8 protein-coding genes are annotated in these 15,777 nt (G+C 42.1%); 6 read left to right on the top strand and 2 right to left on the bottom strand.

What is annotated here, in order from left to right; genetic code table 11:
* Window positions 1–158: 158 nt before the first annotated feature.
* Genes R2Q78_RS11395 through R2Q78_RS11385 form a run of 3 tightly spaced genes read left to right on the top strand, consistent with a single transcriptional unit; the run spans window position 159 to window position 8,599 of the window.
* Window positions 159–5,273, top strand: coding sequence for a translocation/assembly module TamB domain-containing protein (locus R2Q78_RS11395; protein WP_316791938.1), 5,115 nt, complete (start codon window positions 159–161; stop codon window positions 5,271–5,273).
* Window positions 5,257–7,599 (top strand): BamA/TamA family outer membrane protein, encoded by a 2,343-nt coding sequence (locus R2Q78_RS11390; protein ID WP_316791936.1) that lies wholly within the window; start codon window positions 5,257–5,259, stop codon window positions 7,597–7,599. The genes R2Q78_RS11395 and R2Q78_RS11390 overlap by 17 nt, the downstream gene beginning before the upstream one ends.
* A gap of 7 nt (window positions 7,600–7,606) precedes the next feature.
* Window positions 7,607–8,599 (top strand): YihY/virulence factor BrkB family protein, encoded by a 993-nt coding sequence (locus R2Q78_RS11385; RefSeq protein WP_316791935.1) that lies wholly within the window; start codon window positions 7,607–7,609, stop codon window positions 8,597–8,599.
* A gap of 1 nt (window position 8,600) precedes the next feature.
* On the opposite strand, the gene R2Q78_RS11380 is transcribed toward R2Q78_RS11385, so the two are convergent.
* A complete protein-coding gene (locus tag R2Q78_RS11380) occupies window positions 8,601–10,505 on the bottom strand; it encodes a DNA topoisomerase IV subunit B (protein ID WP_316791933.1) in 1,905 nt (634 codons plus the stop codon).
* Between the two features lie 112 nt (window positions 10,506–10,617).
* Between R2Q78_RS11380 and R2Q78_RS11375 the strand changes: the two genes are divergently transcribed.
* The 3 genes from R2Q78_RS11375 to R2Q78_RS11365 all read left to right on the top strand — a co-directional run bounded on the left by R2Q78_RS11375 (window position 10,618) and on the right by R2Q78_RS11365 (window position 14,750).
* The gene (locus R2Q78_RS11375) at window positions 10,618–11,970 is read left to right on the top strand and encodes an APC family permease (RefSeq protein WP_316791932.1); all 1,353 of its coding nucleotides are present in this window, start codon (window positions 10,618–10,620) and stop codon (window positions 11,968–11,970) included.
* Between the two features lie 16 nt (window positions 11,971–11,986).
* Window positions 11,987–13,333, top strand: coding sequence for an MFS transporter (locus R2Q78_RS11370; RefSeq protein ID WP_316791930.1), 1,347 nt, complete (start codon window positions 11,987–11,989; stop codon window positions 13,331–13,333).
* A gap of 70 nt (window positions 13,334–13,403) precedes the next feature.
* Window positions 13,404–14,750: a DEAD/DEAH box helicase gene (locus R2Q78_RS11365; protein WP_316791928.1), complete on the top strand. Its 1,347-nt coding sequence runs from the start codon at window positions 13,404–13,406 to the stop codon at window positions 14,748–14,750.
* 40 nt (window positions 14,751–14,790) lie between these two features.
* On the opposite strand, the gene R2Q78_RS11360 is transcribed toward R2Q78_RS11365, so the two are convergent.
* Complete coding sequence (locus R2Q78_RS11360) at window positions 14,791–15,654, bottom strand: OmpA family protein (protein WP_316791925.1); 864 nt, start codon at window positions 15,652–15,654, stop codon at window positions 14,791–14,793.
* Window positions 15,655–15,777: the final 123 nt, after the last annotated feature.

The raw sequence follows: 15,777 nt of genomic DNA, 5'->3' as shown, positions 1-15,777 counted from the left end.
ACAACAAAGTACGATGGAATTGTGTTGATTAAAAAAACAATATATTTAAACAATTTAATTATTTCGATTGTAGAATTGTCGGATAACTAATTCTTTTTTAGCCCAGATGGCATGGTTTTAGTTATTTATTGATTTGTAAAACCTTCAAATTATTTCAGTTGAACAAATATATACGCAAAAGTCTTAAAATCATCCTTTGGATTATTGCCAGCGTAATCATGCTGGTGATTTTGCTTGCCCTTTCCTTAAACATCCCCGCAGTTCAAAACTTCGTTAAGGACAAAGCAATCGGCTATTTAAAGAACAAAACCAATACAGAAGTAAGTCTGGAAAGCATCAAAATTGCCTTCCCTAAAGATGTGGTTTTAAATAAGTTCTATATCGAAGATCAAAAGAAAGACACTTTACTGTATGCACAGAGACTGGCGGTAGACATTAACCTGTTTAAGCTACTGAGCAATAAGATTGAAATCAATAATATCGAGCTCGAAAAGATCCGGGCTAATGTAAGCCGTATCAACCCGGATACTACATTCAATTTTTCCTTTTTAGTAGACGCTTTTATGTCAGAGCAGACAAAACCGGAGGAAGAGGTTGAGAAGGATACTGCATCGACGCTGAAGTTTTCGATAGATAAGGTAAATTTCAAGGACATAGGCATCAACTATCGCGATGATGTCGCAGGCAACGACATGAGATTGAATCTTGGTGAGTTTAATGCCAAAATTAAAGACTTCGACCTGAATAACCAGCACTATGTCATTAAGAATCTTTCATTGAGCAATACTTCTGTTAAGTATTTGCAACAAAAGCCTTTGACACAGTTGCAGGCACACCTGGAAAACAGCATCGACACAGCCAAAACTGAATCGGGGAAACTCCCGCTGGTAGAGATACAGGATTTTGCATTCAATAATATTAAAATTGGTTTTGACGATCAGGTCTCGGGAATGAATGCTGATGTGGACCTGAATAAACTGGCGCTTACTCAGCTCATCGTAGACTTAACCAACAACAACTACAAAGTAGAAGATGCTAAGCTGAATGACACAAAGATCTCGTTCAATTCATCAGCCAATAAGGCAAATGTCGCTGTGAATGAGCTATCGCTTACCAAAATTCTGGCCGATGTGACCAATGGCAAATACAACATTGGAGATGCGAAACTGAATAAATCGGACATCCTTTTTGCGATGAAACCAATGCCTACGGCTAAAGCTGGCAAAGCCCCGGATACGACAGCAAAATCAGCGCCCCTGTCTTTTGTTCTAGGTTCACTGAGCCTGGCTGAGAACAATATCCAATATGATGTGATTGGAGCCAAGCCTTCAAAGGGAATGGATTTCAACCACATTAAGATTATCAATCTTGGACTTGTAGCAGACACACTCGCTTATTCAGACAAAGGAATCAAAGTAAATGTTAAAAGTGGTTCATTCAAAGAAAAAAGTGGCTTCCAGCTGGATAAACTGCAAGGAAATGTACTGTATTCTGACAAGGCCATCAAAGTGAATAATTTTTTGCTGAAAACCCCGAATACTTCCATAGAAAATACGACGGCACTGAGCTATACTTCGCTGGAGGACTTGACCAAACATCCAGAACGCGTGAAAATGTCTGTTGTGGTCAGGAATACAACGATAGGACTCAAAGACGGGACTTACTTCAGTGATGCCATTCCTGCAGCTTACCGCAATGAAAAGATCAAGGTAAATGCGAACATGAGCGGTTATATGAATAACCTGTCTATTCCGAGGTTGCAGATCAGCGGACTGAAAAGCACAAATATAGATGTGAGCGGCACCATCAAAGGATTACCGGTTGTAGAAAAAGCATACCTGGACCTGAATATTAAGAAGTTTGCAATGACCAAAAAAGATTTGCTGGTAGTTATTCCTAAAGAATCATTGCCTTCAAATATTGAACTACCGAATGTGATCGTAGCCAATGGAAAGTTCAAAGGGTCTATGACCAATTTCAATACCGGCATCAACATCAATACAGATATGGGTTCAGCCCGATTACTGGCAAGCATGAAAGGTGCGAAGGGTAAAGAGCAGTATACCGCAGACATCAATCTGAATAATTTTAATGTGGGGAGGCTCTTAAAACAGCAGGCTCAAATGGGACGAATTACCGCAAAAGCCAAGGTAAAAGGTACGGGATTAGATGCCAAGACTGCTGCTGCACAGGTAGAAGCCCAGGTAATCAGTGCTTACTATAATAAATACACTTATAAAAACCTGTTGCTGAGCGGCAACTACAGTAAGCAAAAGCTCAATCTGAAAAGCAGTATGACAGATACCAACATCAACTTTGGCTTAACTGCAGCTGTAAACATTGCGGGCAAATACCCCTCGGTAAAAGCCGATCTCGACCTGAAACAGGTAGACCTGCAAAAACTGAATTTCAGCACCACTGAGTTTAAGCTTGCCGGATTGGTAAAGGCCGACATCCAAACTGCAGATCCCGATTACCTGAATGGTGACATTTCTGTAAATGGCCTGCAGGTAGTAAAAAGCGGAGAAAGGTTTAACGTAGATACCATACTTGTACATTCTGAAGCCAGTGCAGATCATAACCTGCTAACGCTAAGGTCTGAATTCCTGAGGGCCAAAATAGATGGAAAATATCAGCTGACCAATATAGGAAGTGCCGTAATCAATCAGATCAACAAGTATTATCAGTTTGGGGAGGTCACTAAAATCCCAGATCAGCGTTTTAGGTTCTTTGTGAATTTCTATAACCCTAAGATCCTGAAGAACTTTGTTCCGGAGCTGACAACCTTCGCCCCTTCCAGGATGAATGGTCTGATAGATACGCAAAAGGACAGTCTGGTGATGAACGCAATATTCCCTCAGGTGGTATATGGCGGCTACAGGGTAGACAGCACAAGACTCAATGTGAACAACAATGACCAGAAATTAAATTATAAGCTGGGCATAAAAAGCCTGCAGAGTTCTTCTCTCTCCTTTTTCAACACAGAGATCAGCGGCGAGGCGGCAAACAACAACCTTGGTGTCAATGTTTATTTGAGGGACAGTAAGTTAAAAGATAAATATGTACTGGGCGGAGATTTTAAGTCTATCAATAAAGACTTCAGGTTTAGTTTTGATCCTCAGAAACTGCTCCTCAATTATGAAAAATGGGCAGTTGCCCCGGAAAACTATATCCAGTTTGGGCAATCCGGTATTTTTGCAAACCAGTTTAACCTGAGCAAAGGAGGGCAACTGCTCAGTATAAACAGTACAGAAACTACGCCTAACTCTCCCCTGAAAGTAGAATTTAAAGATTTCAGGATAGAGACCCTGACCAAATTTGCGGAAACCGACAGCGCATTGGTTGGCGGTATCATTAACGGAACGGTGGATGCAAAAGATCTTGCAGGCACACCTAAGTTTGAAGCCAACCTTACTGTGGATCAACTGCGCTATCAGAAAGACATGCTGGGCACGTTGAGGGTATCTGTAAACAATAACACAGAAAATGCCTATGAAACCAATATTGCATTATCAGGGGTACATGAACTAAGGGCAAATGGATTTTACTATACTGCCCCTCAAAGTGCGCTCGACCTCACCCTCAATATTGATAAAATCGACTTGAAGGCGATTGAAAGTGTATCCATGGGCCAGATCAAAAAAGGATCGGGTACTGTAAGCGGACAGCTTTCTGTAAAAGGTGCCCTGGATGCACCTAAAGTGCTTGGCGACATCAAGTTTAACCAGGCTACATTTACAGTGGCGTATGTAAATTCTTATTTCAGAATGCCTAATGAAACCATCAGCTTTACTGAAAGCGGTGTTAACTTTAACAGGTTTACCATTATCGATTCACTGAATCAGAAGGCTGTAATTACAGGGGGCATCCTGACTACCAATTATCAGGACTTCAAGTTCAATATGGACATCAGGACTAACAATTTCAGGGCAATAAACTCTACTGCAGAAGATAATGAAATGATTTACGGAACGGTTTACCTGACCAGCACCATTAAGGTACGGGGCGACATGAACCAGCCGGATATAGACATGAACGTAAAGGTGGAAGATAAAACCAAGTTTTTCTTTGCCATGCCGGCTGATGATCCTGCCATTATTGACCAGGAAGGCATTGTTCAGTTTGTAGATTTTGATGCACCTCCATTTAATGGTAAAAAGGCACTTAGCGTAAGCGATTCCATAAGTAAAGCCCCAATAAAAGGCATCAACCTGAGTGCAACAATTGAAATTGATCCCGGTGCCGAGTTAAATGTGATTGTTGACCCTTCTAATGGTGACGCACTGAAAGTTAAAGGACAGGCTACGCTTACTGCGACCATGGATCCAAGTGGAAAAACCAGTCTGACAGGCAGGTATGAAATCTCAGACGGAAGCTATAACCTTTCTGTAGGTCCGGTGAAGCGTGCGTTTAAACTGCAACAGGGAAGTAATATTGTGTGGACCGGTGAGCCTACTGAAGCGAATGTAAACCTTACTGCGCTTTATGAGGTAAACGCTGCCCCTATTGACCTGATCAACGAACCTGATAATGTACAGGCCAAAACCAAACTTCCCTTCCAGGTATACCTGATGATGACGGGTGAGTTGATGAAGCCGAAGATAACATTCAAGATAGATCTCCCTGAAAATGAAAGGGGCGCGCTAAACGGACAGGTCTACACCAAGCTGCAGAATGTAAATACCAATGAAAGTGAAGTAAACAAACAGGTATTTGCACTCCTTGTGCTGGAACGTTTCATCGCAGATAATCCTTTCCAAAGTCTGGCGGGTGGCGGTGGTGGCATCAGTTCCATTGCACGCTCAAGCGTAAGCAAGCTGCTCACAGAACAGCTGAACAATCTTGCGTCAGATCTGATCAAAGGGGTTGATATCAACTTTGGGGTAAATTCTTCGGAAGATTATTCTACCGGACATCTGGAACAAAAAACGGATCTGGAAATCGGCTTGTCTAAAAAGCTGTTGAATGACAGGCTGATTGTAACTGTCGGCAGTTCATTCGGACTGGAAGGTCCGCAGCAACAGGGCGAAAAAGCAACCAATATTGCGGGTAATGTAAATATAGAATACTTGCTGTCCAGCGATGGAAGATACAGACTGAGGGCTTACAGACGCAACCAAAACGAGGGTATTATAGAAGGACAAATCATAGAGACCGGACTGGGCTTTGCCCTGGTGGTAGATTACAATAAATTCAGAGAGGTATTCCAGAAATTCTCTAAAAAGAAAAGGTTAAGACAAGAACAAAGGGCCAAAGATGAAACTACTAATTAAAACCGGCATATTTATACTGGCATGTACAGTCTGGTCGGCTTGCAGCACTACCAAATCGCTTAAGCCCGGACAGATCTTATACACTGGTGCGAGGATCAACATCAATCCAGATTCATCTATTAAGATTGACAATCAGAAAGATGTGAAAGCGGCATTGGAGAGTAAAACCAGGCCTGCACCAAATAAGAAAATACTGGGTATACCATTCAAACTCTGGATGTATAATTTTGCCGGAGAACCAAAAAAACCTAAAGGTCTGAGGAACTGGCTGCGCAATAAAGTTGGCGAACCTCCCGTATTGCTTAGCGAAGTAAAACTGCCTTATAACAATGCAGTATTGAAAAGTTACCTGATCAGTCAGGGCTACCTGCAGGCCGATGTTACCGGAGATACGATAGTGAAAGGTAAAAAAGGAAGTGCCGTTTATACTGCAATAACCGGCGCCAGGTATAAGATGAACGACATCAAGATGCCTAAAGACAGTACAGTGATTGCCAACATCATACAGGAAAATACTGCAAATACCTTGTTAAAAAGAGGTGATAGCTACGACCTTGATGTCTTTAAAAATGAGCGGATCAGAATAGACAATGACCTTAAAGAAAGAGGATATTTCTACTTTAGTCCCGATTATTTAATCCTCCAGGTAGACAGTACCGTTGGTAAAAACCAGGTAGATGTGAAGGTTAAGGTAAAAGACATTGCACCTGATGCGAGTCTGAAACCCTATACCATCAACAACATTAACATCTATCCCAATTATACTTTGAGAAGGGATAGTCTCCTGAGACACAGCACTCCTGAAGTCTATAAAGACTTTAACATTTACGATCCGCGGCATACGTTTAAACCAGGCTTATTTGATCGTCTTGTATTCTTTAAAAAAGGAGAATTTTACAACAGAAAGGACCATAACCAATCGTTAAACAGGATGGTTAACATAGGTGCATTTCAAGCGGTGAAGGCTGAATTTGTTCCCCTCGACAGTTTTAGAAATAACCAGTTGAACCTGAACATATTCCTGACACCTCTTAAGAAAAACTCGCTTTCATTTTCTGTTACCGGTACAAGCAAATCAAATAGTTTTGTAGGTTCGGAAATCAAGCTGACCCAGACTACGCGAAACCTATTCAGGGGAGCAGAGCAACTTGATGTGAGTGTGAGTGGTGGTTTTGAGACCCAGGTTGGCGGAAATTCCAGGGGATTAAACTCCTATTCTTTTACCGCTGAAGGAAAGCTGACTTTCCCAAGGTTCATTACTCCTTTCAAAGGCTTTAACAGCACCAATGCCTTTATTCCTAAAACCATTGCTTCATTATCTTACCAATCTTTAAACAGGGGTTCATTGTACAATTTGAATTCATTTAAAACAGAGTTTGGCTATAACTGGAACGAAAGCATTTATAAGGAGCATAGTTTTAATCCGATTTCTGTGAACTATGTGACTTCTAAAATTAAAACAGACACGATCAAGCTTTATGAGCAGAATCCGGGGTTAAAACAGAACCTTGAAAAACAGTTCATCATTGGAAGCAATTACAGTTTTACCTATTCCAATCAAATGGAAGAATCCAGGAGAAACAACGTCTATTTCAATGCGGGTCTTGAGACCGGCGGCAATGTATGGGGGCTTTTTGCTTCAAACAATAGTGAAGGAAAGAAGTCCATATTTAATATCCCGATCAACCAGTTCGTAAGGATCGAAACCGATATACGGGATTATTATAAAATTACCAAAAATGTGATTTGGGCCAGCCGGTTAAACCTGGGCTATGGTTATGCCTATGGCAACAGTACCTCACTCCCATTTGTCCGTCAGTTCTTTGCCGGCGGAAGTAACGATATCCGTGCATTTGCAGCCAGATCGCTGGGTCCGGGATCATACGATTTCAGACAAGACCTTCCTGAAGGGAAGACCAACAATTATACAGAACAGAGTGGTGATATTAAAGCCATGCTGAATACAGAACTGAGGTTTAAGATCGTCAGCGTGTTGCATGGTGCATTCTTTGCAGATGCAGGAAATGTCTGGCTGAGAAAAGAAGACCAGGGTACTCCTGCCGGTCCGAATACCCCTGCTGTTAAGGGAAGACCCGGTTCAGGCTTTGATTTCAAAAATGCACTGGATGAGGTCGCGGTCGGCGCTGGCTTCGGACTCCGGGTTGATGCCAGTATATTAATCGTAAGGTTAGACGTTGCAATGCCGCTTAGGAAGCCGTATCTTCCTGAAGGACAACGCTGGGTAACAGATAAAATAGACTTTGGCAGCAGTGCATGGAGAAAAGATAATTTAATTTACAACATCGGTATTGGATACCCTTTTTAATAAGCGTATGACATTCTTAAAAAAAGCGATTCATTTTGTTAAAGCGACAGTTCACTTATTCATAGCAGCCGGAAAAGGCTTTATGGAAGACCGGGTGATGAAGCTGAGTGCCGCGCTTGCATACTACACCATATTTTCATTAACCCCGCTGATCATCATTATCATATCAGCAGCGAGCCTGTTTCTGGGCGACAGTATGGATCCTAACGATAAACTATTTGGCGCCAATGGTGAAATCACCTCCATGATCGGTACAGATGCCTCAGCGCAGCTTCGTGCATTTGTGAACAATGCGAACTATTCGGGAAAAAGTACCTTAGGCCTCGTCATTGGTATCGTAACACTGATCATTGGCGCTACCGCAATATTCATTGAAATACAGGACAGCATCAACCTGATCTGGAAAGTAAAAGCCGTTCCTAAAAGGGGCTGGAAAAAACTGATCACCAACAGGTTACTTTCATTCTCCTTGATTGCTTCGCTTGGGTTCCTTCTGCTGGTCTCACTGGTCATCAACAGTATTGTGGTTGGTATTGGTGGTAAGCTTGGGCTTTACGCCTCCAAAATAGGGATTGAGAAAGTATCAGAATTACTGATGCTGGTTGTGACCAATGTACTTACACTTGCAGTGGTAACCAGTATTTTTGCCATCATCTTTAAGGTTTTGCCAGACGTAAACCTGAAATGGAAACCCGCGATAGTTGGTGCACTATTTACCGCCATCCTATTTAGCCTGGGCAAATATGCGATTGGTATTTACATTGAAAAAGGAAATCCCGGTTCTGCCTTTGGTGCTGCAAGCTCGCTCATTGTAATATTGGTATGGATTTACTATACAGCAATCATTCTCTATTTCGGAGCAGAGTTTACACAAGCCTATGCCGAAAGGTATGCTAATGGCATCTCCCCCAGCAAATATGCGGTACACACTAAAATTGTTGTCGTAGAGAAAAAAGTTGAAGTGCTTCCTCCGCAGCATCCTGAGGATACCAAGATATAGTTTATGCTACATCAAGCTCAGATTCATCTTCTTCAGGGCTCGCAGCTTGTGCTAATTCAGGTACCAGTTCTTCAATAGTATCTTTCTCTATCCTCAGATTACGGATGATGTGCTGCTGCCTGTCGGGTGTATTTTTACCCATATAATATTCAAGCAGGCTTTTGATCGTCTGGTCTTTAAGAATTACGGGGTCCAGGCGAATGTCTTTGCCAATAAACAGTCCAAATTCATCAGGGGAGATCTCTCCCAACCCTTTAAAGCGTGTGATTTCAGGTTTATTGCCTAGTTTTTCAATTGCCCTTTTACGCTCATCATCACTATAGCAATAAATGGTTTCCTTTTTATTACGCACCCTGAACAATGGAGTTTGCAGGATATAAACATGTCCTGCCCTTACCAGATCAGGGAAAAACTGCAAAAAGAAAGTCATCATCAGCAGCCTGATGTGCATACCGTCCACATCGGCATCAGTAGCAATTACAATGTTGTTATAATGCAGTCCGTCCAGTCCGTCTTCAATATTTAAGGCATGTTGCAAAAGATTGAACTCCTCATTTTCATACACTACTTTCTTGGTGAGTTCATAGCAGTTTAAAGGCTTACCTTTTAAGCTAAATACAGCCTGGCAATCCACATCCCTTGATTTGGTAATAGACCCCGAAGCAGAATCACCCTCGGTAATGAATAATGTGGTTTCATACCTCTTTTCGTGGGTGCTATTGAAATGGACTTTACAATCCCTTAGTTTCTTGTTATGTAAGGAAGCTTTTTTTGCGCGGTCATTGGCAAGTTTTTTAATTCCGGCGATGTCTTTGCGCTCACGTTCCGACTGCAGAATTCTTTTCAATAACGCATCCGCAACATCCGGATGTTTGTGCAGGTAGTCATCCAGTTCCTTTTTAACGAAGTCATTGATGAAGGTCCTCACAGACGGCCCTTCCGGGCCCATATTCTGTGAACCCAGTTTGGTTTTGGTCTGCGACTCAAATACAGGTTCCTGAACCCTTACAGAAATTGCGGCAATAATAGACGACCTTACATCGGAAGCATCATATTCTTTTTTGTAGAACTCCCTTATTGTTTTTACCACAGCTTCACGAAACGCAGCCTGGTGTGTTCCCCCCTGGGTGGTATGCTGACCGTTTACAAATGAATGATAGTCCTCTCCATATTGCTGCCCGTGGGTCATGGCAATCTCGATATCATTACCTTTCAAATGGATCACCGGATAGCGGATATTCTCCACATCAGCTACTTTATGAAGCAAGTCGTATAATCCGCGTTCAGATAAAAATTTCTGGTTGTTGTAGTTGATGGTTAACCCTGTATTTAGAAACACATAATTCCAGATCATGCTTTCCACAAAATCAGAGATGTAATGATAGTTCCTGAAAATGGTATCATCCGGGTAGAAGGTAATGGCCGTACCATTTCTTTGTGTAGTGTCAATAATTTCATTATCTACCACAACTTCTCCCTTAGAGAACTCTACTTTCTTGGTCTTACCATCCCTGTACGATTGCACCATAAATGCCGTAGACAAAGCATTCACAGCCTTGGTACCTACCCCGTTTAGCCCTACAGATTTTTGAAAGGCATTGCTATCGTACTTTCCGCCTGTATTAATTTTAGATACACAATCGATCACCTTTCCTAGCGGAATACCCCTTCCATAATCTCTTACATTGACTTTAGAGTCGGACACCGTGATGTCAATAGTACGTCCGGATCCCATTACAAACTCATCGATAGAGTTATCGACAATCTCTTTGAGCAATACATAAATTCCATCGTCCTGTGCAGAGCCGTCACCCAGCTTACCGATGTACATACCAGGACGTAATCTGATGTGTTCCTTCCAGTCGAGTGAGCGTATACTGTCGTCGTTATAAATAGGTTCAGCCATGATGTATCGGGTGTATGCAACAAATTTAATCTATTCAGTCCGTGAATCAACTACAAAGTTTCAACAAATACACATTTTCGTGTATATTCAAACAATTAAACTTCTGATTAGCATGCTACCCAAAAAACAGCTCTCCTTATTTGACCTGGCTATGATTGTAATTAGTCTGGTGATTGGGATGGGTATATTCCGTACACCGGTAAATGTCGCCAGAGGAGCGCAAATACCTGAGCTCTTTTTTCTGGCCTGGGCTGCGGGAGGGATCATCGCACTTTGCGGCGCCCTAACCTACGCAGAGATCGGATCGCGCTTTCCGGTAACGGGCGGCTACTACAAGATATTTTCTTCATTCTATCATCCTTCAATAGCTTTTGCCATCAATTGCATCATTGTAGTTTCCAATGCCGGATCAGTAGCCGGGGTTTCCATCATCGGAGCAGAGTACCTGAGCGAAGTGATCTTACCCGTCGAACTCCAAACAGAAACCTACAGGATCATCATTGCTGCCATATCCATAGGGCTATTCTACATATTAAATCTAATGGGGTTGAAAGTGAGCTCCAGAGCTCAGAATATACTTTCAATTATCAAAATCGGAATGGTACTCGTGCTGATCTGTGCTGTATTTACCGGACCCGGGCCTGAATCTGCGATACCGGTATTTAAAACTGCGTCCGGCGCGGCACCCTCCTGGTTTGATTATGGTAAAGCACTCGGCGTTTGTTTAATCGGTATCTCCTTTACTTTTGGCGGCTATCAGCAGGCCATCAATTTTGGAGGAGAGGCAAAAAATCCTAGCAAGGTAATTCCCAGAGCCATTATCATCGGATTGGCGATCATCATTACCCTGTATATGGCTATAAATTATGCATATGTAAAGATCATCGGTTTTGAGGAGTTGAAATCAGCGCAGAGCATTGCAGCAATCCTTGCTGGCAAATTATTCGGTCCAGCGGGCTTTACCCTATTGTCCGGACTCATTTATCTTTCCGTTTTGGGCTATGTAAACGTAAACCTGCTGAGCAATCCAAGGGCGATGTATGCAATGGGTGAAGAAAAAGCACTGCCTGCAATTTTTACCAGGAAGAGCAAAAAGACCGATGTGATGTTTGTCAGCCTCACCGTTTTCGCCATTATTGCGGTATTCACACTTTTCTATGCGCAGACTTTCGACAAGATTTTGAATTACACCATTTTCCTGGATTGTATTGGTATGGCCACATCTGCGGCTACGATCTTTTTCCTAAGAAAACGGACAGCGCATCTTGATAAAAAAACCATTTATAGTATGAGCTTATATCCGTTGATGCCATTGGTTTTTATAGCAGCCTACACATTTGTAGCCATTAGCATTTATCACGATGATCCTGCTTCGGCCACAAATGGGTTATTGATTTTTGCAGGATTTATCCTTATATATTTTGCCAGCAGATTTTTCAATAAGGACAAAAAACAGCGCACATAATACCTTTTTTAATACCATGCCGATAAAACAATTGCCTTTAAGAAAAGAGATCGCTTACTCAGCAGGAATGATGGGCTGGAGTATCATGACCAACATCATCATCGTGATGCTGCCTTACTTTTACCTTCCACCAAATCACTCTGGCCTGACACCCCTTGTACCCCAGCTACTGGTATTTGGGGCATTTAATATATTGTCGCTGATTGCAGCTTCAGGAAGGCTCTTCGATGCGATATACGACCCCTTCATTGCCTCGCTGAGCGACGCCAGTGAAAACCCAAAAGGAAGACGTATACCGATTATGAAATGGGCCATTATCCCTGCAGTAATTTGCTGTTCGCTGGTATTCTTTCCGATGGTAAAAGGGGAAAGCACCCTCAATGCATGGTGGCTCACTATTGTACTTGCCGGCTTTTTCATTTCCGTTACCACCTATATCATCCCATACAATGCATTGCTTGCAGAACTGACCCACAGTACCGAACAAAAGGTGAAGCTATCTACCTACCAGCAGGTAGGATTTGTACTGGGAATGATTGTAGGTGCGCTGTGCAACAATTACGCAGACCTGATTCAGGAGGTTTTTAACGTAACAGATAGGTCTCAGGCGCTTCAATACACCATATTTGGACTGAGTATTTTTTCGGGTATGGTCATGACTTTACCCATTATATTTATCAATGAAAAGGAATACACAGAAGGCAAACCAACGCATATTGCTTTACTCCCTGCCATAAAAAACACATTCAGGAACAGCAATTTCAAATATTACCTGATCTCAGATTTTGCGTACTACATTGCACTCAGTATCATTTCCAGCGGACTATTATTTTTCGTTACCGTACTGTTAGGACTGCCGGATTCTGATGGGGGAAAATTTATGGGTATTATGGTGGTGCTATCGCTGGCATTCTACCCTTTTATCAATTACGGATCTAAAAGATTTGGGAAGAAGCCTCTTGTACTGGTCGCCTTCGCAATACTGAGCCTCATATTTGTAACCATCTATTTCCTGGGAAAACTACCCTTCTCTCCAACTATGCAAATGTATATCCTTGTTATTTTCGCATCCTTTCCACTGGCATCTCTGGGCATACTTCCGAATGCAATTCTGGCCGACATTGCTCAAAAGGATACCCTTGAAACCGGTGAAAATCATGAAGGGATGTTCTTTGCTGTAAAATATCTTTTTGTGAAACTTGGTCAGACTCTTGGTATTGCGGTATTTGCGATGCTTACTGTTTACGGCAAAGATCCTGGGCACGATTATGGCCTCCGATTAAACGGGGCAGTAGGCTTTGTACTCTGCGTGTTAGCGCTATTGTTCTTCAGCAGGTTTAAAGAAACTAAAAACTCTGAATAACAATATTATATGTACCTTTGCCACAAAGTGATATTCTTTCACTTTAATTATACATTAAAATACAAACACATTGTTATTCGAAGAATTAAACCTGATTGAGCCAATTTTAAAAGCGCTGCAAACAGAAGGTTATACACAACCTACCCCCATACAAGAACAATCTATCCCATCTATATTACAAGGCAAAGACTTGCTCGGTTGCGCACAAACAGGTACTGGTAAAACAGCTGCTTTTGCGATTCCAATGCTGCAACTGCTGAGCAAACCACACACGAACACGAAAATACACAAGGCCATTAAAGCTTTGGTATTGACACCAACTCGTGAACTTGCGATTCAGATTGAGGAAAGCTTTAAAGCCTACGGGAAAAACCTTCCTATCAAACACCTGGTTATTTTCGGTGGCGTCGGACAAAAAGCACAGACGGATGCATTGCACCGCGGAGTTGACATCCTTGTGGCTACCCCGGGCCGTTTATTAGATTTAATGAACCAAGGCTTTATCAGCCTTAAGGACATTGAACTTTTTGTGCTGGATGAAGCAGACAGAATGCTGGACATGGGCTTTATTCATGATGTTAAAAAGGTAATTGCCAAGTTGCCAACCGTCAGACAAACTTTGTTTTTCTCGGCTACTATGCCTAAGGAAATTCAAACACTTGCCGATACCATCCTGAGAAATCCTGTTAAAGTTGAAGTTACACCAGTATCATCAACAGCAGAAAAAATACAGCAGCAGATCTTTTATGTAGAGAAAAATGACAAGAAAGGTCTTCTGATGCACATATTACAAGACAAAACCATAGAAACAGCTTTGGTTTTTGCCCGCACCAAACATGGTGCAGACAGGATCGTAAAAGACCTGGTTAAAGTAGGTGTAAAAGCAGAAGCCATTCATGGCAACAAATCTCAGAATGCCAGACAAAGGGCATTGACAAATTTCAAAGCAAAGACCACAAGAATCTTAGTAGCTACTGATATCGCAGCAAGGGGTATTGACGTAGATGAACTGACGCATGTCATCAACTACGAATTGCCAAACATTCCTGAGACCTATGTCCACAGAATTGGGCGTACGGGACGTGCAGGGCTAAGCGGAACAGCACTTTCATTCTGTGATGCAGAAGAAAAAGAGTTTTTGGATGATATTGAAAAGCTAATTGGATTGAAACTTCCTGTTACCGAAGATCACCCTTATGCTATGAGCTGGCAGAGTTTGATGAGCGGAGCTGCAGCGGCGAAAGGCAAAAGCAAAGCAAAACCTTCCAGAGGAGCCAGACCACCAAGAGCAGATAGAGGAGCAGGTTCGGTACGCACAGAACGCGAGCCTAACCTAAGCGGAGCCAAGAAAAGCCCTGGTGCCGGAGGAGGAAACAGGAGAAGATGGGGAAATAAGCCAAAAAGCTCAAACTCATAATATAAAAAAAGCGCATACTTTGTATGCGCTTTTTTTATGGCTAATCTTTTTTAGTATCGGGTGCTTTACCAATCAAATCCATAAATTGATCAAGTTTAGGTGTAATGATAATCTGCGTACGTCTGTTCTTCATCTTACCTGCGTCTGTGTCGTTACCTGCTATTGGATTGTATTCACCTCGCCCACCAGCAGTTAAGCGTTTAGGATCTACGTTATAGGTATTTTGTAAAGCCTGCACTACAGATGATGCACGCAAAGCACTCAAATCCCAGTTGTTACGGATATTGGTTTGTGAGATTGGCACGTTGTCCGTATTACCTTCAATCAATACCTCATAATCTTTATAGTCGGTAATGATCTTTGCAATTTTAGACAATGTAGCGCCTGCTGCCGGTAAAATATCGTAGCTGCCGGATTTATACAACATGTTATCTGCCAAAGATATATACACCACGCCTTTCAATACCTGTACATCCACATCTTTCATTTCCTCACGACTCAATGAACGCGTGAGGTTATTTGTCAGCACCATATTGAGTGAATCGCTTTTGTTCTTCGCATTTACCAATTGCTGGATGTACTTATTCGAACTATTGATCTCATCAACCAGTTTGGAGATGTTCACATTACCCTGACTGGTAGAATTCAGACATTTGTCGAGCGCATCCTGGAGGGCTTTTACATTTGCTTTCTCGGAAGCAATCTGTTCTTCCAGACTTTTCACTCTTGACGAAGAACCCGATAAGTCCTGCTGTCCCGTCTGATACTTTTGATTTAATTCTCTGGATTTCTGCTGCAGATCATTATAGCGGGTCTGCAGTTCATTGTACTTTTTGTTACTTACACATCCCTGGCTCACTATGGTAAGAACCAGTAATGCTGATGGTATCATATAAAACTTCATATCCTTAGGTTTAATAAAACAAACATTTATTAAAGGGAGGCGTATGATAGCACAACAATAAGAGGGCCAGAAAGTTTTATTAGCATCCAATGCACGATCTTCATAACCGACAATAGAGTGTCA

Origin of the sequence: Pedobacter frigoris (genome assembly GCF_032678645.1) — a bacterium.
Classification (GTDB): Bacteria; Bacteroidota; Bacteroidia; order Sphingobacteriales; family Sphingobacteriaceae; genus Pedobacter; species Pedobacter frigoris_A.
This window is presented reverse-complemented; position numbering and strand designations above follow the sequence as displayed.

Excerpts from the sequence above, each read along its gene's own strand:
- R2Q78_RS11390 (WP_316791936.1), top strand. The coding sequence starts at position 5,257 with ATGAAACTACTAATTAAAACCGGCATATTTATACTGGCATGTACAGTC.
- R2Q78_RS11385 (WP_316791935.1), top strand. The coding sequence starts at position 7,607 with ATGACATTCTTAAAAAAAGCGATTCATTTTGTTAAAGCGACAGTTCAC.
- R2Q78_RS11380 (WP_316791933.1), bottom strand. The coding sequence starts at position 10,505 with ATGGCTGAACCTATTTATAACGACGACAGTATACGCTCACTCGACTGG.
- R2Q78_RS11375 (WP_316791932.1), top strand. The coding sequence starts at position 10,618 with ATGCTACCCAAAAAACAGCTCTCCTTATTTGACCTGGCTATGATTGTA.
- R2Q78_RS11370 (WP_316791930.1), top strand. The coding sequence starts at position 11,987 with ATGCCGATAAAACAATTGCCTTTAAGAAAAGAGATCGCTTACTCAGCA.
- R2Q78_RS11360 (WP_316791925.1), bottom strand. The coding sequence starts at position 15,654 with ATGAAGTTTTATATGATACCATCAGCATTACTGGTTCTTACCATAGTG.